Source organism: Achromobacter xylosoxidans, from assembly GCF_014490035.1.
In the GTDB taxonomy this organism is placed as follows: domain Bacteria; phylum Pseudomonadota; class Gammaproteobacteria; order Burkholderiales; family Burkholderiaceae_B; genus Achromobacter; species Achromobacter bronchisepticus_A.
Genome location: NZ_CP061008.1, coordinates 4,516,300 through 4,532,360, shown reverse-complemented (window position 1 = coordinate 4,532,360; position 16,061 = coordinate 4,516,300). Strand labels below are relative to the sequence as shown.

Here is a 16,061-nt window from a genome sequence, read left to right as displayed (position 1 = left end):
GTTCTAGCTTTTGAGTTTTACCCAGGTCATGGAATCCGTCGAACGAATCAATCTGCTGGGGCTTGACGGCTCCGCCCTGTCCGAACTCGTCGGAAAGTGGGGCGGCAAGCCGTTTCGGGCTCGCCAGTTGCAGCGCTGGATGCACCAGCGCGGCGCCGATTCGTTCGACGCCATGACCGACCTGGCCCGCGAGTTCCGCGGCCAGCTTGCGCAGCATTGCCGCATCGAGGCTTTGCCCGTCAACATCGAGCAGCGCTCGACCGACGGCACCCGCAAGTGGCTGTTCGACGTGGGGCAGGGCAATGCCATCGAGACCGTCTTCATTCCCGAAGACGACCGCGGCACGCTATGCATTTCCAGCCAGGCCGGATGCGTGGTGAACTGCCGCTTCTGCTCGACCGGGCACCAAGGTTTCAACCGCAACCTGAAGACCAGCGAGATCATCGGCCAGCTGTGGTGGGCCAAGCGCGTGCTGGAGGCCGACATCGGCACCGCCCGCCTGGAAAGCGCCCGCGCCACCGAAGACACTCGCGTCATCAGCAACGTGGTCATGATGGGCATGGGCGAACCCCTGCTCAACTACGACCAGGTTCTGCCCGCCTTGCGCCTGATGCTGGACGACAACGCCTACGGCCTGTCGCGCCGCCGCGTCACGGTGTCCACCTCCGGCGTGGTCCCCATGATGGACCGCCTGTCGCAGGACTGTCCCGTGGCCCTGGCCGTGTCCTTGCATGCGCCGAACGACGCATTGCGCGACGAGCTGGTGCCGCTGAACAAGAAGTACCCGTTGAAGGAATTGCTGGCGGCCTGCGAACGTTATCTGGCGTTTGCCCCGCGCGACTTCATCACTTTTGAATACTGCATGCTGGACGGCATCAACGATACCGACCAGCACGCCAAGGAACTGATCCAAATTGCACGCCAGCTGCGCTGCAAGCTCAATCTGATCCCGTTCAACCCCTTTCCCGAGTCCGGCCTGAAGCGTTCGAACTCGGCGCGGGTGAAGGTGTTTGCCCAGCGTCTGATGGACGCCGGCATCATCACCACCGTCCGCAAGACCCGGGGCGACGATATCGATGCGGCCTGTGGCCAACTGGCCGGAGAAGTGCGCGACCGTACCCGTATCACCGAACGGAACGCCGCACAGCGCCAGACCATACCAATTAAACAGGTGCACGCATGACGCAGGATTTCGCTTCTGCAGTTTCAGAAACGCCCGCCGGCGCTGTGGGTGGCATCGGCTCGGCATTGCGCGCGCTGCGCCAGTCCAAGGGCTGGTCGCTCGACGAAGTGTCCAGCCGCATCAAGTTTTCCACGAAGCAGATCGAAGCCCTGGAAAACGAGCAGTGGGCCAACCTGCCCACCGGCGTTTCGCTGCGCGGCCTGGTTCGCAACTATGCGCGCCTGCTGGGCGCGGACTCGCAGGCCATCGTCGATTCGCTCGACCCCAAGGCGCGCGTCACCGGTCCGGTGAAGCTCAGCCCCGGCGCCCTGCATTCGGCGCATTCCATTCCCCAGTCCAGCGCCGACGACGACCGTTCGTCCTCGACCTCGTGGGGCTGGCTCATCGCCATCGTGCTGGTGCTGGCCGCCGGCGTGGCGTATGCCTTCTGGCAAGGCTGGCTGCCGCAGCACTGGCTGCCGTCCGACTGGCTGCCGAAGTCGGCCAAGTAACAACCCGGTTCCACCGATGCAAGAATCTTCTCTGCCTTGCCAGGATGCCCCGCCTCCCTCCGTGGGAGCGGCTGAGCGCCGCGCCACGCGTTCGGTGGCGGTGAAGTGGGGCGATCGTGTCGTGAAAATAGGCGGCGATGCCCCGGTCGTGGTTCAGTCCATGACCAACACCGACACGGCGGACGCGATCGCCACCGCGATCCAGGTCAAGGAGCTGGCCCAGGCCGGCTCCGAGCTCGTCCGGATCACCGTGAATACGCCCGAAGCCGCGCGCGAAGTCATCGCCATCCGCGAACAGCTCGACCGCATGGGCGTGAACGTGCCGCTGGTGGGCGACTTCCACTACAACGGCCACAAGCTGCTGACGCAGTTCCCGGACTGCGCGCAAGCGCTGTCCAAGTACCGCATCAACCCTGGCAATATGGGCGGGGGCAAGCGGCGCGACGACAACTTCGCGCAGATGATCGAGGTTGCCTGCCGCTACGACAAGCCGGTGCGCATCGGCGTGAACTGGGGCAGCCTGGATCACGAGCTGATGGCGCGCAAGATGGACGAGAACAACCAGCGCGCCCAACCCTGGGAAGCGCAGGCCGTGATGCGCGACGCCCTGGTGGTGTCCGCCATCAGCAACGCGCAGCGCGCCGAAGAGCTCGGCCTGCGGCGCGACGCGATCATCCTGTCCTGCAAGGTCAGCCATGTGCAGGACCTGATCGCGGTCTATCGCGACCTGTCCGCGCGTTGCGACTATCCGCTGCATCTGGGCCTGACCGAGGCCGGCATGGGCAGCAAGGGCATTGTGGCGTCCACCGCCGCGCTGGCCGTGCTGCTGCAGCAGGGCATCGGCGACACCATTCGCATTTCGCTCACGCCCGAACCCGGCGGCGACCGCAGCCGCGAGGCCGTCGTGGCGCAGGAAATCCTGCAGACCATGGGCTTGCGCGCGTTTACGCCCATGGTCGTTGCCTGCCCTGGGTGCGGCCGCACCAGCAGCACGTTCTTCCAGGAACTGGCCGACAGCATCCAGACCTTCCTGCGCCGGCAGATGCCTGTGTGGCGCGCCCAGTACCCCGGCGTCGAAAGCATGAACGTCGCGGTCATGGGCTGTGTGGTCAACGGGCCAGGCGAAAGCCGCCATGCCGATATCGGCATCAGCCTGCCTGGCACCGGCGAAGTGCCGGCGGCGCCGGTATTCGTCGACGGCGAACGCACGGTCACGCTCAAGGGCGACCATATTGCCGAAGAGTTCCAGGCCATTGTCGAAGACTACGTCGCGCGCCGCTATGGCGCGCCCGCCTCTCATTAAAGTAAGGGTGTGGCCGCTAGCGCGCTTGCCGGCGCGCGATGCGGCATGATCAAGATGACTCAAGCTTTCCAGAAAGTCGCCGCCATCCGCGGCATGAATGATCTGTTGCCAGGGGCCAGCGCCCGCTGGGAACAATTCGAGGAAATCGTGCGCGGCTGGCTGCGCGGCTACGGCTATCGCAATGTGCGTACGCCCGTGCTTGAGCATACGCGCCTGTTCGCGCGCGGCATCGGCGAAGTGACCGACATCGTCGAAAAAGAGATGTACACTTTCACCGATGCGCTCAACGGCGAATCGCTGACCATGCGCCCGGAAATGACGGCTGGCATCGTGCGCGCATCCATCGAGCACAACCTGCTCTATGACCGTCCGCAGCGCGTCTATTCCATCGGTCCCGTGTTCCGTCACGAGCGCCCGCAACGCGGCCGCTACCGCCAGTTCCACCAGATCGACGTCGAGGCCCTGGGCTTCGCCGGTCCCGACGTGGATGCCGAACTCATCGTCATGCTGGCGCGCCTGTGGAAGCTGTTGGGCCTGACCGACGTGCGGCTGGAGCTGAATTCGCTGGGCCAGCCGGCCGAACGCGCGGCTCACCGCGCCGCCCTGATCGAGCACCTGGAAAAGCACCGCGACATCCTGGACGAAGACGGCCAGCGCCGCATGTACAGCAATCCGCTGCGCGTGCTGGATACCAAGAATCCCGCCATGCAGGAAATGGCCGACAGCGCGCCGCGCCTGTTCGACTTCCTGGGGGAAGAGTCACGTGCACACTTCGACGGCGTGTGCCAGCTCCTGGCCGACGCCGGCATCGAGTACCGCCTGAATCCGCGCCTGGTGCGCGGTCTGGACTACTACAACCTCACGGTGTTCGAGTGGGTTACCGACCGCCTCGGTTCCCAGGGCACCGTGTGCGGCGGCGGCCGCTACGACGGTCTGATCGAACTGCTGGGCGGCAAGCCCGCGCCCGCAGTGGGTTTTGCGATCGGCATGGAGCGCCTGCTGGACCTCTGGGAGCAGAGCGTGCAGGTCGAACAGCCGGCCGAGTGCGACGTCTACGTCGTCCATCAGGGCGAAGAGGCGCAGCGCCTGGCCGCGCGGGTCGGTGAAGACCTGCGCGATGCCGGCCTGTCGGTCATCGTGCATGCGGGTTCCGCAAGCTTCAAGTCGCAATTCAAGCGCGCCGATGCCAGCGGCGCCCGCGTTGCGGTTATTCTTGGCGCCGACGAAGTGGCTGCGCAGACGGCCAGCGTCAAGTTCCTGCGCGCCGAGGCGCAGGGCGAAGCGGCCCAACAGCAAGTCCCGTTGGCGGGATTGGCCGACGTATTGAATAACAAGGGTTAATGCATGGCATACGATCTCGAAGAACAGGAAAAACTCGACGCCATCAAGGCGTGGTGGGCGCGCTACGGCACCCTGGTGGTTACGCTGGTGGCGGCGGTCGCGCTGGCCTGGGGCGGCTGGTGGGGCTGGAAGGCCTACCAATCGCACCGCGCCAACCAGGCCATGGGTTACTTCGAAGCGCTGGAAGACGCGGCCCGCCTGGGCGGCGCCGATTCCTCGGTGCGTATCAAGACGGCCGCGGCCACGCTGCGCGAGCAATATCCGTCCACCGGCTACGCCGCGCGCGGTGCGCTGGTGGCGGCTCAGGCGCTGCAGGCCCAGAAGGATGACGCTGGCGCCCGCGAGCAGTTGGAATGGCTGGCCGGCCAGAGCAAGAACCCGTCCATGCAGTCGGTGGCGCGTCTGCGCCTGGCCGGCATGATGCTGGACCAGAAGCAATACGATGCCGCGTTGGCACAGCTGAACAATCCGCCGGCAGCCTTCGCCGCCTTGTACGCGGATCGCCGCGGCGATATCCTCGCCGCGCAAGGCAAGCGCGAGGAAGCGCGCGCCGCCTGGCAAAGCGCCATCGATGGCCTGGGCACGGCAAATCCCCTGACCCAGGTTGTGCAACTGAAACTGGATGCCCTGAGCGGAGCGTGACTGTAATGCGTAAATTTGCACCTGGTCGTATGTGGCGTGGCGCCGTTTGCCTGGCGGGCTTGCTGGCCCTGGGCGGATGCGGCATGTTCTCCCATGATGACGGCCGCTACGATCCCGCGCCCCTGACCGAATACAAGGCCGGCATGTCCGTGCGCCAAGTCTGGAGCGTCTCGGTCGGCAGCGGCTCGGGACTGGGCTTTGCGCCCACGGTGCTGGGCGACGCCGTCTACGCCGCCACGCCCGATGGTTCGGTGGGCAAGTTTGACCTGCAGAGCGGCCGCGCCATCTGGAAAGCCAAGGTCGACGGCAAGCTGTCAGCCGGCGCCGGCAGCGATGGCACCACTACCGCCGTGGCCGCGCCGAACGGCGACGTCGTCGCCTTTGACGACACCGGCAAGGTGAAGTGGAAAGTCCGTGCCACTAGCGACGTGACCATTCCGCCCGTCGTGGGCTATGGCATCGTCGTGGTCCGCAGCGGCGACTACCGCATCCAGGCCTTCGACGCCAACAGCGGCGAACGCGTCTGGAACGTGCAGCGCCCGGGTCCCTCGCTGGCCCTGCGCAGCGTGTCGCAGATGGTCCTGGCCGAAGGCCTGGTCATTACCGGCCTGCCGGGCGGCAAACTGATGGCCATCGCGTCCAACAGTGGTAACGTGCAATGGGAAGGCACCGTGGCGACGCCGCGTGGCGCCAGCGACCTGGAGCGCCTGACCGACGTGGTCGGCGCGCCTCGCATCGCGGGCAACCTGCTTTGCGGCGTGGCTTATCAGGGACGCATCGTCTGCTTCGACGTCACCGCTGGCGGCCGCCCGTTGTGGGCCAAGGACTTCTCCAGCGTCAGCGGCCTGTCCCTGGACGAACGCTTTGCCTATGCGGCGGACCAGAACAGTGTGGTCAACGCATTTGCGCTGGATAATGGCGGCAACGTCTGGAAGCAGGCGGCATTGAAGAACCGCCAGGTCACCGCGCCCGCCATGCTGGGCGGTGCGCTGGCAGTGGGCGACCTGGAAGGCTATGTGCATTTCCTGTCGCGTAGCGACGGCAGCCTGATGGCGCGCCTGTCGGTAGGCGGCGGTCCCGTGGTGTCGCCGCCGCAGACCACCCCCCAGGGAGTGCTGATCCAGACGGGCAATGGCAACCTCGTCCTGATCGGCGCCAACTAAAACCTATAGAACAAAGCCTTACACCGTGTCTTTCAAGCCTGTCGTCGCCCTGGTCGGCCGCCCCAATGTGGGGAAGTCGACCCTATTCAACCGCCTGACGCGATCGCGCGCCGCGCTGGTGGCCGATTACTCCGGCCTGACCCGCGATCGCCATTACGGCGAGGGCAGGGTAGGCGAGATCCCCTTCATCGTCATCGATACCGGTGGTTTCGAACCCGTCGCCAAGGACGGCATCCTGCTGGAGATGGCGCGCCAGACCCGGCAGGCCATCGCCGAGGCCGATGTCGTGGTGTTCCTGGTTGATGCCCGCGCGGGCATCAACGCCCATGACCACGAAATCGCCCAGCTGCTGCGCAAATCCGGCCAGCAGCGCGTGCTGCTGGCGGTGAACAAGGCGGAAGGCATGGGCGCCAGTGGCGCCATTTCCGAGTTCCATGAACTCGGGCTGGGCCAGCCTTATCCGATTTCCGCGGCGCACGGCGACGGCATCGTCGACCTGATCGAGCTGGCGCTTCGAGATCTGGCCGAGCCGCCCGCCGAAGAAGACGCATTCGAAGAGGCTGAGCACGATCACCGCATCAAGCTGGCCATCGTCGGCCGCCCCAACGTGGGCAAGTCCACGCTCATCAACACCTTGATGGGCGAAGAGCGCGTGATCGCGTTCGACATGCCGGGCACGACCCGCGACGCCATCGAGATCGACTTCGAGCGCGACGGCCGCCGCTACACGCTGATCGACACCGCCGGCCTGCGCAAGCGCGGCAAGGTGTTCGAGGCGGTCGAGAAGTTCTCCGTCATCAAGACGCTGCAGGCCATCGAGGCCAGCAACGTCGTGCTGCTGATGCTGGATGCGCAGACCGAAATCTCCGAGCAGGATGCGCACATCGCCGGCTTCGTGCTGGAAACGGGGCGCGCCGTGGTCGTGGCCATCAACAAATGGGACGGCCTGGACAGCGAAGCCAAGGAACGCATCGAACGCGAATTCCAGCGCAAGCTGCGCTTCCTGTCGTTCGCGCGCATGCACACCATTTCGGCGCTGCGCGGGCAGGGCGTGAAGCCTTTGCTCAAGTCGATCAACGCGGCGCACGCCGCGGCGTTCGCCAAGCTGTCCACGCCCAAGCTGACGCGCGAGCTGCAGATCGCTGTCGAGCAACAACAGCCGCCCCGCAAGGGCATCTTCCGTCCCAAGATGCGCTACGCGCACCAGGGCGGACAGAACCCGCCGCTGGTCATCATCCACGGCAACGCGCTGGACGCCATTCCGGACTCCTATCGCCGTTACCTGGAAACGCGTTTCCGTAACGCGTTCGATCTGGCCGGTACGCCGCTGCGCATCGAATTCAAGTCTTCGCACAACCCCTACACGCAGGAAAGCTGATCCATGAGCCGCTTCTGGAGTCCCGTGGTCGGGACGCTCAGTCCGTATGTTCCGGGCGAGCAGCCCAAGCTTCAGAACCTGGTCAAGTTGAACACCAACGAGCATCCGTATGGGCCGTCGCCCAAGGTGCTCGACGCGATCCGCTCTGCCTGCGACGACACGCTGAAGCTCTACCCGGACCCCTCGTCCGACCGCCTGCGGCAGACCATTGCCGGCACGGTCGGCGTGCAGCCGGGCCAGGTCTTCGTGGGCAACGGTTCCGACGAAGTGCTGGCGCATGTGTTCCTGGCGTTGCTCAAGCATGAGCGCCCGCTGCGCTTTCCGGACATCACTTACAGCTTCTATCCGGTCTATTGCGGTCTGTACGGCATCCAGTACGAAACGGTGCCGCTGACGGCGGATTTCAGGATCGCCGTCGAAGACTATCTGCCCGGCGGCAAGGGGCAGGCGGGCGCCATCATCTTCCCGAATCCCAATGCGCCCACCGGCCGCGCGCTCAGCGCGGCGGAGGTCGAGCGCATCGTGGCCGGCAATCCCGACGCGGTCGTCGTGGTGGATGAGGCCTACGTGGATTTTGGCGGAGAGTCCGTCATTCCTTTGGTGGACCGCTACGACAACCTGCTGGTCGTGCAGACGCTGTCCAAGTCGCGTTCGCTGGCGGGCTTGCGCGTCGGTTTTGCCGTAGGCAGCGCCGAGCTCATCGACGGGCTGGAGCGTGTAAAGAACAGTTTCAACTCCTACCCCATCGACCGCCTTGCCTCCGCGGGTGCGGTGGCGGCCCTGGAAGACGTGGAGTACTTTGAACGTACTCGCCAGGCCGTGATCGAAACCCGCTCGCGGATGACGGCGGGCCTGCAATCCCTGGGCTTCGAAGTGCTGCCCTCGGCCGCGAACTTCGTGTTTGCGCGGCACCCTTCAAAAGATGCCGCCGGCCTGGCCGCCGCCTTGCGCGAGCGCAGCATCATCGTGCGCCACTTCCGCCATGAACGCATCGATCAGTTTTTGCGAATTACCGTGGGCACCGATGAGCAGTGCGAACTGCTGTTGAAGGCGCTTGCGGAGGTCCTGCAGGCTTGAGCGGCAGCAGCTTTCCAGTCGGAAAACTCTGGTGTCACTTTTGCTTCCTGCCCAAGTAGCACGGGCCGGGAAAACCCTGTAGAGTACAAGTTTCGGCGTACCCCACCAGTACAGAAGTACGCCACCACTCAATAACAAACAAATGGAGCCTGGCCAATGAGCAATAAAGGGCAAACTCTGCAAGATCCGTTCCTGAACACGCTGCGCAAGGACCATGTGCCCGTGTCGATCTACTTGGTGAACGGCATCAAGCTTCAAGGGCAAATCGAATCCTTCGACCAGTACGTGGTGCTGCTGCGCAATACGGTCACGCAAATGGTTTACAAGCACGCCATTTCGACCGTCGTTCCCGCGCGTGCCGTGAATTTCCAGGTGGAAGTCCCTGCTGAGTAATCTCGCTCCAGCTTTACCTTTTATTGCCCGCCGGACGGTCCTCGTCGGCGGGCATTTTCGCTTTGGCTCCAATATGGTGCATGTATGCGCGCTCTGATTATCAGCGTCGATCTGGGAGATCCGGACTTCGCGGCCCATGCCGAGGAATTCGCCATGCTGGCCAAGGGCGCTGGCGCGGAAATCGTCGGCACCTTGACGGCGCGGCGGGACAGACCCGACGCCAAGTTCTTCATCGGTTCAGGCAAGGCCGATGAGGGTGTGGCGATGGCCCAGGCCCTGCTGGCCGACATCGTCCTTTTCGACCAGCCGCTGTCCCCCGCGCAGCAACGCAACCTGGAACGCGCCTTCAACCTGCGCGTGGTGGATCGCGTTGCGCTCATTCTCGACATCTTCGCGCTGCGCGCGAAGAGCCATGAAGGCAAGCTGCAGGTCGAATTGGCCCAGCTGCAGCATCTGGCCACGCGCCTGACCCGCATGTGGAGTCACCTGGAACGGCAGCGCGGCGGTATCGGCATGCGCGGGCCGGGTGAATCCCAGCTCGAAATGGACCGCCGCATGATCGGCGCCAAGGTCAAGGTACTGCGCGAACGTCTGGACAAGGTCGAACGCCAACGCGTGACCCAGCGCCGGGCGCGCGCGCGCGGCGGTGCGCTGTCGGTATCGCTGGTCGGCTATACCAACGCCGGCAAGTCCACCTTGTTCAATGCCCTGACGCGCGCAGACAGCTACGCCGCCGATCAGTTGTTCGCGACGCTGGATACGACCACGCGCCGCATCTGGATCGAAGGGGCGGGCTCGGTGGTGGTGTCCGACACGGTCGGGTTCATCCGCGATCTGCCCCACGGCCTGATTGCGGCGTTCCGCGCCACCCTGGAAGAAACCGTGCATGCCGACCTGCTGCTGCACGTGGTCGATGCCGCCAGCCCGCAGCGCGACGAACAGATCTTCGAGGTCAACAAGGTTCTGGCCGAAATCGGCGCGGCCGCGATTCCCACCATTCTGGTCTACAACAAGATCGATCTTGCCGGATTGGAGCCGCGGGTGGAACGCGATGCACATGGTACGATTGCGCGAGTATTTGTAAGCGCCACCGAGCGCGCCGGTTTGGATGCGTTGCGCGGGGCAATTGCGGAAACCGGACAGATTGTGGGAAACAATGCCGCGAATTATCAAACTCTTCAATCTGAATGACCCCGGCTGGGGTCGTGGGAACAACAATGGCTCCGAGCCGCCGCCCAAGCGGCCCCAAGGCAACGGAGACGGCCCTCCCGACCTGGACGAGGTCTGGCGCGATTTCAACAATCGCATCGGATCGTTGTTCGGGCGCAAGGGCGGGGGCGGCAATAACCGCCCCGGAAACCGCGGCGGCATGACGCCGCCGTCGCCGCGCGGTGCGCGCATCGGCCTGGGGGTGATTGCCCTGGTCGCGGCCGGCATCTGGCTGGCCAGCGGTTTCTACATCGTTCAGGAAGGCCAGGTCGCGGTTGTGACACAGTTCGGCAAGTACAAGTCGACGTCGCAAGCCGGTTTCCAATGGCGCCTGCCGTATCCCATTCAAAGCCACGAAATGGTCAACGTGTCGCAACTGCGCACGTTCGAAGTCGGTTTCCGTGGCGGCGCGCGCAATAAGGTCCTGCCTGAAGCGCTGATGCTCACGACGGACGAGAACATCGTCGATATGCAGTTCGTCGTGCAGTACCGCCTGCGTGCCGACGGCGCGCCCGATTACCTGTTCATGACGCGCGACCCGGACGAATCCGTCCGCCAGGCCTCGGAAACGGCCATGCGCGAAGTCGTGGGCAAGCAGTCCATGGACTTCGTGCTCTACGAAGGCCGCACCACGGTGGCCACGCAAGTGCAAACCCTGATGCAGCAGATCCTGGACCGCTACCAGACCGGCGTGCAGGTCAGCACCGTGGCGATCCAGAACGTGCAGCCGCCTGAACAGGTGCAGGCCGCGTTCGATGACGCCGTCAAGGCAGGTCAGGACCGCGAGCGCCAGATCAACGAAGGCCAGGCCTACGCCAACCAGGTCGTGCCGCTGGCCAGCGGCCAGGCCTCCCGCATGACGGAGCAGGCCGAGGGTTACAAGGCCAAGGTTGTCGGCGACGCCCAGGGTAATACCTCGCGCTTCACCAGCATCCTCGGCGAATACGAGAAGTCGCCGCAGGTCATGCGCCAGCGCATGTATCTGGAAAGCATGCAGGAGATCTTCACGCGCGCCAGCAAGGTCATGGTCGACACCAAGAGCAACAACAACATGCTGTACCTGCCCTTGGACAAGATCATGCATCTGGCCGCTCAGGACGCCAGCAAGTCCGGTGTCGCCGGTTCCGGTTCGACCACGCTGGCTCCGCCCGCGCAGTCGCCGGCGCGCGGTAGCGCCGCGCCGGTGCCTCAGTCTTCCGGCAGCAGCAATAGCAACACGCTGCCTCGCGACCGTACGTCGCGCTAACCCGGAGGAGTCCTGATCATGCAACGTCTCATGCCTATCCTGGTCGGCCTGCTCATCGTGCTGGCCGCCCTTTCTTCCTGCGTCTTCGTCGTGCGCGAGCGCGACTATGCCCTGGTGTTCTCGCTGGGTGAAGTACGCAAGACCATTAGCGAACCCGGCCTCTACTTCAAGGCGCCGCCTCCGTTCCAGAATGTCGTGACGCTCGACAAGCGCATTCTGACCATCGAAACCAACGAAGCCGAACGCATCCAGACTTCCGAAAAGAAGAACCTGCTGATCGATTCGTACGTCAAGTGGCGCATTCTGGATCCGCGCCAGTACTACGTGTCCACCGGCGGCAACGAGCGTGTGGCGCAGGAGCGCCTGCAGGCGCTGATCCGCGACGCGCTGAACGCCTCGGTCAACGTGCGCACGGTGCGCGACGTGGTCTCGACCGAACGCGACAAGATCATGGCCGAAATCCTGACCAACGTCGCCAAGCGCGCCGAGCCGTTGGGCGTCCAGATCGTCGACGTGCGCCTGCGCCGCATCGAGTTCGCGCCGGAAATTTCGGAATCGGTGTACCGCCGCATGGAAGCGGAGCGTACGCGCGTCGCCAACGAGCTGCGCTCCATCGGCGCCGCCGAAGGCGAAAAGATCCGCGCCGAAGCCGACCGCCAGCGTGAAGTCATCGTGGCCCAGGCCTACGCCAAGGCCCAGGGCATCATGGGTGAGGGCGATGCCGCGGCCGCCGCGATCTATTCGCAGGCCTACGGCAAGAACCCGCAGTTCTACACGTACTACAAGAGCCTGGAAGCCTACCGCGCTTCGTTCTCGAAGCCGGGCGACGTGCTGGTTGTCGACCCCAGCTCCAGCTTCTTCCAGTTCATGAAGGACCCCACCGGCGACGCCCTGGCGCCGGTCACCGTGCCGGCCAAGTGACGCGGCGACGGTAATGCGGAAAAAAGCCCCTTGGAAGTCCAAGGGGCTTTTTGCTTGCGGGCAGGGCGGCATCCTGGGATCCCCCCGCAATAAGGGACGGTTGTGCTGTCCCGGCTGGCGTTGGTCGCCGAACCATGTACAATACCCCGTAAGCTAGAAAACATTCCGCAGCGGCTGAGCGGGCTTACGCCCCCTCAGCCGCTTTTTCGTTTGGGCGACGCCCACGCATCACTTGGCGTTCTTCAGGTAAACATTCATGGGTAACTGGTTGCTGCCCGAGAGCCTTGCCGACGTACTTCCGGCAGAGGCCCGGCGCATCGAGGAATTGCGCCGCGAACTTCTCGATCTGTATCGCACTTACGGTTTCGAGCTGGTCGCGCCGCCCCTGGTCGAATACATCGATTCATTGCTGTCCGGCACGGGCAGCGATCTGGATCTGCGCACTTGCAAGCTGGTCGACCAATTGTCCGGACGCACGCTGGGCGTGCGCGCGGACATGACGCCCCAGGTTACGCGCATTGACGCGCACTTGTTGAACCGGGCTGGCGTTACCCGCCTGTGCTATTGCGGCAATGTGCTGCATGCCCGCCCGGCGGACCTGCTGGCCAGTCGCGAGCTGCTGCAGATCGGTGCTGAAATCTACGGCCATGCCGGTTTCGAGGCCGACCTGGAGATCATCCAGCTGGTGCTGGAAACGGTGGCAATTGCCGGCGTGCGTAACCCGAGGCTCGATCTGTGTCATCCGGGCGTGCTGCGCGCGCTCCTGGAGTCCGATCCGGCGGCAACGGCCCTGTCGCAGGACGTCATCCTGCTGATGCGCGAGAAGGACGTTCCGGGGCTGGGCGAACTGGCCGAACGGGCTCCCGGCCTGCGTGCAGAGACCCTGAAGGCCCTGCAATTGTTGCCCAAGCTGTACGGCGGGCCGGAAGTGCTGAAGGAGGCACGCCGTGAGCTGCCCCTGCTGCCGGGCGTCGTGGCGGCGTTGGACGCCCTGCAATTGGTGGTCGACGCCATGCCCAATGTGGCGTTTGGCGTGGACTTGGCCGACGTCGGGGGCTATGGCTACCATTCCGGCGTGAAGTTCGCGCTGTATGCCGAAGGCTGGCGCGATGCGCTGGTCAGCGGCGGCCGTTATGACGATGTCAGCCGTGCGTTTGGCCGGGCCCGCCCCGCCACCGGCTTCAGTCTTGATTTACGCAAGCTGGCGGCGGGTTTGCCGCCGGCGGAAAGGGCGCGTGCGGTACGTGCGCCCTGGGGGCAAGCCCCCGCCCTGACCGAGGCGGTGCGCCGCCTGCGCCGGTCGGGGGAAATTGTCGTTCAGGTATTGCCCGGTCACGAGCAGGATCAGGACGAATTCGTTTGCGATCGCGAGCTGGCGCTGCAGGATGGCGCCTGGACGGTCAGAACGCTGTGACTAACCCCCTCTCGGCAACGAGAGGGCCGCGGGGAGATTTCCGGATTTCCCGAGAAACTCGATATTGATTCGTAACATGAGCAAGAACGTAGTCGTAATCGGCACCCAGTGGGGTGACGAGGGCAAGGGCAAGATCGTCGACTGGCTGGCGGAATCCGTCCAGGGCGTGGTCCGCTTCCAGGGCGGTCACAACGCCGGCCATACGCTGTGGATCAACGGCAAGAAGACGATTCTCCGCCTGATCCCGTCGGGCATCATGCATCCCGGCGTCACCTGCTTCATCGGCAACGGCGTCGTGCTGTCCCCGGAAGCCCTGCTCAAGGAAATCGAAGAGCTTGAGGCCGCCGGTCTGGACGTGCGTTCGCGCCTGCAGATTTCCGAAATCTGCCCGCTGATCCTGCCGTACCACGTCGCCATCGACAAGGCGCGCGAAGCGCGCAAGGGCGACGGCAAGATCGGCACGACCGGTCGCGGCATCGGCCCTGCCTATGAAGACAAGGTCGCCCGCCGCGCGCTGCGCGTGCAGGACCTGTTCAATCCCGCGCTGTTCGACGAAAAGCTGGCCGAAGTGCTGGATTACCACAACTTCGTGCTGACCAAGTACCTGGGCGCCGAGGCGGTTTCCGCCAACGAAGTGCGCGACCAGGCCATGGCGCTGGCTCCGGCCATCGCCCCGATGGTCAAGGACGTGTCGAGCAACCTGTATGCCATGCAACAGGAAGGCAAGCGCCTGCTGTTCGAAGGCGCGCAGGGCGCTTTGCTGGACGTCGATCACGGCACCTATCCCTTCGTCACCAGCAGCAATTGCGTGGCTGGCGCGGCGTCGGCTGGCGCAGGCGTCGGTCCGCAGCAGTTGGACTACGTCCTGGGCATCACCAAGGCCTACACGACCCGCGTCGGTTCGGGCCCGTTCCCCACGGAGCTGGTCGACGAGATCGGCACCCGCCTGGCCACGATCGGCAAGGAATTCGGTTCCGTTACGGGCCGTCCGCGCCGCTGCGGCTGGTTCGATGGCGCCGCGCTCAAGCGCTCGGTCCGCCTGAACGGCATCACCGGCCTGTGCATCACCAAGCTGGACGTGCTGGACGGCCTGGAAACCATCCAGCTGGGCGTCGGCTACCGCGTCAATGGCGAATTCCGCGACGTGCTGCCGTACGGCGCGCATGCCGTGGCGCAGGCGCAACCGGTGCTGGAAGAACTGCCCGGCTGGAGCGAATCCACCGTCGGCATCACCGAGTACGACAAGCTGCCCCAGGCAGCGCGTCGCTACCTGGAGCGCGTGGCCGAAGTTTGCGGCGTGCCCATCGACCTGGTGTCGACCGGCCCGGACCGCAATGAAACCATTGTGCTGCGTCATCCCCTGAAGGGCTGACATCGGGTTATTATTCGCAAGGCCGCCGCCGGTCTCATACCGGCGGCGGCCTTTTCGTATTTATTAAGCAGGAGATGCTTGCCTATGAGCACGCCGACCAATGATGACAGCCATCTGTGGGTGACGTGGGACGACTACAACCGCCTGATCGAGCGCCTAACCTTGCAGGTGCATCAATCGGGTTGGAAGTTCGACAAGATTCTTTGCCTGGCGCGCGGCGGCATGCGCGTCGGTGATGTTATGTCCCGTATTTTTGACGTACCCCTGGGCATCCTGGCCACGAGCAGCTATCGCGAAGCGGCCGGCACCAAGCAGGGCGACATGGATATCGCCCAGTTCATCACCATCACGCGCGGCACCCTGTCCGGGCGAGTGTTGCTGGTGGACGACATGGTCGATACCGGCAAGACCTTCAGCAAGGTCTACGATCACCTGAAAAGCCAGTTTGCCGACATTACCGAGCTGCGCAGCGCGGTGTTGTGGTGGAAGGGCCATTCCCAGGCGACGCCGGACTACTACGTCGACAAGCTGCCGACGAACCCCTGGATCCACCAGCCGTTCGAAGATTACGACAGCCTGCGTCCGCATCAGCTCGAGGCCTGGATCCGCAAGGGCTCCAAGAGCTGAGCATGGCGTTCCGGCAGGAGAGGGCATTCTGGCCGCCCAGGGCGCCAGGCTGTCCCTCCAGTAGTCAAAGTGGCCGTGACCATGCTAGAATCGCTGGTTATCGCTAAACCGAACTTGGCTTGTTACTCTTTGGGTAGTCTTTGGGTAACGGAAACAGCCAGCGGAAATCCGGGATGGGTCTGTGGTTCAGGGCTGCCAAGCAGCGCTGAAGCCGGTCCGGCGCCTGGATTGCGCTTTCAAGGTTCCCCGTTCGCGGTACCTGCCTCTGTTGGTATGATTTCAGTATCGACGAGGCCGTTTA

General features: G+C 64.4%; 15 protein-coding genes. All 15 read left to right on the top strand.

Annotation, left to right across the window (positions count from 1 at the left end; all coding sequences use genetic code 11):
- Positions 1-28: 28 nt before the first annotated feature.
- The 15 genes from rlmN (at position 29) to IAG39_RS20990 (ending at position 15,760) form a co-directional block, all read left to right on the top strand.
- Entirely contained in the window at positions 29-1,183 is a 1,155-nt protein-coding gene (gene rlmN / locus IAG39_RS21060; protein ID WP_054458665.1) for a 23S rRNA (adenine(2503)-C(2))-methyltransferase RlmN, read from the top strand.
- Positions 1,180-1,674: a helix-turn-helix domain-containing protein gene (locus IAG39_RS21055; protein WP_059378951.1), complete on the top strand. Its 495-nt coding sequence runs from the start codon at positions 1,180-1,182 to the stop codon at positions 1,672-1,674. The genes rlmN and IAG39_RS21055 overlap by 4 nt, the downstream gene beginning before the upstream one ends.
- A gap of 16 nt (positions 1,675-1,690) precedes the next feature.
- Positions 1,691-2,977, top strand: a complete 1,287-nt coding sequence (ispG, locus tag IAG39_RS21050; RefSeq protein WP_059378952.1) for a flavodoxin-dependent (E)-4-hydroxy-3-methylbut-2-enyl-diphosphate synthase — start codon at positions 1,691-1,693, stop codon at positions 2,975-2,977.
- 54 nt (positions 2,978-3,031) lie between these two features.
- On the top strand, positions 3,032-4,318 hold the full coding sequence (hisS, locus tag IAG39_RS21045) for a histidine--tRNA ligase (protein ID WP_118933172.1): 1,287 nt from the start codon (positions 3,032-3,034) through the stop codon (positions 4,316-4,318).
- 3 nt (positions 4,319-4,321) lie between these two features.
- On the top strand, positions 4,322-4,960 hold the full coding sequence (locus tag IAG39_RS21040) for a YfgM family protein (RefSeq protein WP_118933165.1): 639 nt from the start codon (positions 4,322-4,324) through the stop codon (positions 4,958-4,960).
- Between the two features lie 5 nt (positions 4,961-4,965).
- Positions 4,966-6,123, top strand: a complete 1,158-nt coding sequence (gene bamB, locus IAG39_RS21035; RefSeq protein WP_059378957.1) for an outer membrane protein assembly factor BamB — start codon at positions 4,966-4,968, stop codon at positions 6,121-6,123.
- 25 nt (positions 6,124-6,148) lie between these two features.
- Positions 6,149-7,501 (top strand): ribosome biogenesis GTPase Der, encoded by a 1,353-nt coding sequence (gene der / locus IAG39_RS21030; protein ID WP_059378959.1) that lies wholly within the window; start codon positions 6,149-6,151, stop codon positions 7,499-7,501.
- Between the two features lie 3 nt (positions 7,502-7,504).
- Positions 7,505-8,578: a histidinol-phosphate transaminase gene (hisC, locus tag IAG39_RS21025; RefSeq protein ID WP_059378960.1), complete on the top strand. Its 1,074-nt coding sequence runs from the start codon at positions 7,505-7,507 to the stop codon at positions 8,576-8,578.
- 156 nt (positions 8,579-8,734) lie between these two features.
- Positions 8,735-8,971, top strand: coding sequence for an RNA chaperone Hfq (hfq, locus tag IAG39_RS21020; protein WP_006218585.1), 237 nt, complete (start codon positions 8,735-8,737; stop codon positions 8,969-8,971).
- A gap of 84 nt (positions 8,972-9,055) precedes the next feature.
- On the top strand, positions 9,056-10,162 hold the full coding sequence (gene hflX, locus IAG39_RS21015) for a GTPase HflX (RefSeq protein WP_059378961.1): 1,107 nt from the start codon (positions 9,056-9,058) through the stop codon (positions 10,160-10,162).
- A complete protein-coding gene (hflK, locus tag IAG39_RS21010; protein ID WP_054458647.1) occupies positions 10,128-11,426 on the top strand; it encodes an FtsH protease activity modulator HflK in 1,299 nt (432 codons plus the stop codon). Before hflX ends, hflK begins: the two co-directional genes overlap by 35 nt.
- An 18-nt stretch (positions 11,427-11,444) precedes the next feature.
- Positions 11,445-12,347 carry a protease modulator HflC gene (gene hflC / locus IAG39_RS21005; RefSeq protein WP_059378965.1) on the top strand — a complete coding sequence of 301 codons (903 nt, stop codon included), beginning with the start codon at positions 11,445-11,447 and terminating at the stop codon, positions 12,345-12,347.
- Positions 12,348-12,603: 256 nt separating this feature from the next.
- Positions 12,604-13,761 (top strand): ATP phosphoribosyltransferase regulatory subunit, encoded by a 1,158-nt coding sequence (locus IAG39_RS21000; RefSeq protein WP_118933164.1) that lies wholly within the window; start codon positions 12,604-12,606, stop codon positions 13,759-13,761.
- A gap of 76 nt (positions 13,762-13,837) precedes the next feature.
- A complete protein-coding gene (locus IAG39_RS20995) occupies positions 13,838-15,133 on the top strand; it encodes an adenylosuccinate synthase (RefSeq protein WP_042792859.1) in 1,296 nt (431 codons plus the stop codon).
- 84 nt (positions 15,134-15,217) lie between these two features.
- Positions 15,218-15,760, top strand: coding sequence for a phosphoribosyltransferase (locus IAG39_RS20990; protein WP_042792860.1), 543 nt, complete (start codon positions 15,218-15,220; stop codon positions 15,758-15,760).
- Positions 15,761-16,061 lie beyond the last annotated feature (301 nt).

What these genes read in the sequence shown, in the direction of transcription:
- rlmN (WP_054458665.1), top strand. Translation starts at nt 29, where the DNA reads ATGGAATCCGTCGAACGAATCAATCTGCTGGGGCTTGACGGCTCCGCC.
- IAG39_RS21055 (WP_059378951.1), top strand. Translation starts at nt 1,180, where the DNA reads ATGACGCAGGATTTCGCTTCTGCAGTTTCAGAAACGCCCGCCGGCGCT.
- ispG (WP_059378952.1), top strand. Translation starts at nt 1,691, where the DNA reads ATGCAAGAATCTTCTCTGCCTTGCCAGGATGCCCCGCCTCCCTCCGTG.
- hisS (WP_118933172.1), top strand. Translation starts at nt 3,032, where the DNA reads ATGACTCAAGCTTTCCAGAAAGTCGCCGCCATCCGCGGCATGAATGAT.
- IAG39_RS21040 (WP_118933165.1), top strand. Translation starts at nt 4,322, where the DNA reads ATGGCATACGATCTCGAAGAACAGGAAAAACTCGACGCCATCAAGGCG.
- bamB (WP_059378957.1), top strand. Translation starts at nt 4,966, where the DNA reads ATGCGTAAATTTGCACCTGGTCGTATGTGGCGTGGCGCCGTTTGCCTG.
- hisC (WP_059378960.1), top strand. Translation starts at nt 7,505, where the DNA reads ATGAGCCGCTTCTGGAGTCCCGTGGTCGGGACGCTCAGTCCGTATGTT.
- hfq (WP_006218585.1), top strand. Translation starts at nt 8,735, where the DNA reads ATGAGCAATAAAGGGCAAACTCTGCAAGATCCGTTCCTGAACACGCTG.
- hflX (WP_059378961.1), top strand. Translation starts at nt 9,056, where the DNA reads ATGCGCGCTCTGATTATCAGCGTCGATCTGGGAGATCCGGACTTCGCG.
- hflK (WP_054458647.1), top strand. Translation starts at nt 10,128, where the DNA reads ATGCCGCGAATTATCAAACTCTTCAATCTGAATGACCCCGGCTGGGGT.
- hflC (WP_059378965.1), top strand. Translation starts at nt 11,445, where the DNA reads ATGCAACGTCTCATGCCTATCCTGGTCGGCCTGCTCATCGTGCTGGCC.
- IAG39_RS21000 (WP_118933164.1), top strand. Translation starts at nt 12,604, where the DNA reads ATGGGTAACTGGTTGCTGCCCGAGAGCCTTGCCGACGTACTTCCGGCA.
- IAG39_RS20995 (WP_042792859.1), top strand. Translation starts at nt 13,838, where the DNA reads ATGAGCAAGAACGTAGTCGTAATCGGCACCCAGTGGGGTGACGAGGGC.
- IAG39_RS20990 (WP_042792860.1), top strand. Translation starts at nt 15,218, where the DNA reads ATGAGCACGCCGACCAATGATGACAGCCATCTGTGGGTGACGTGGGAC.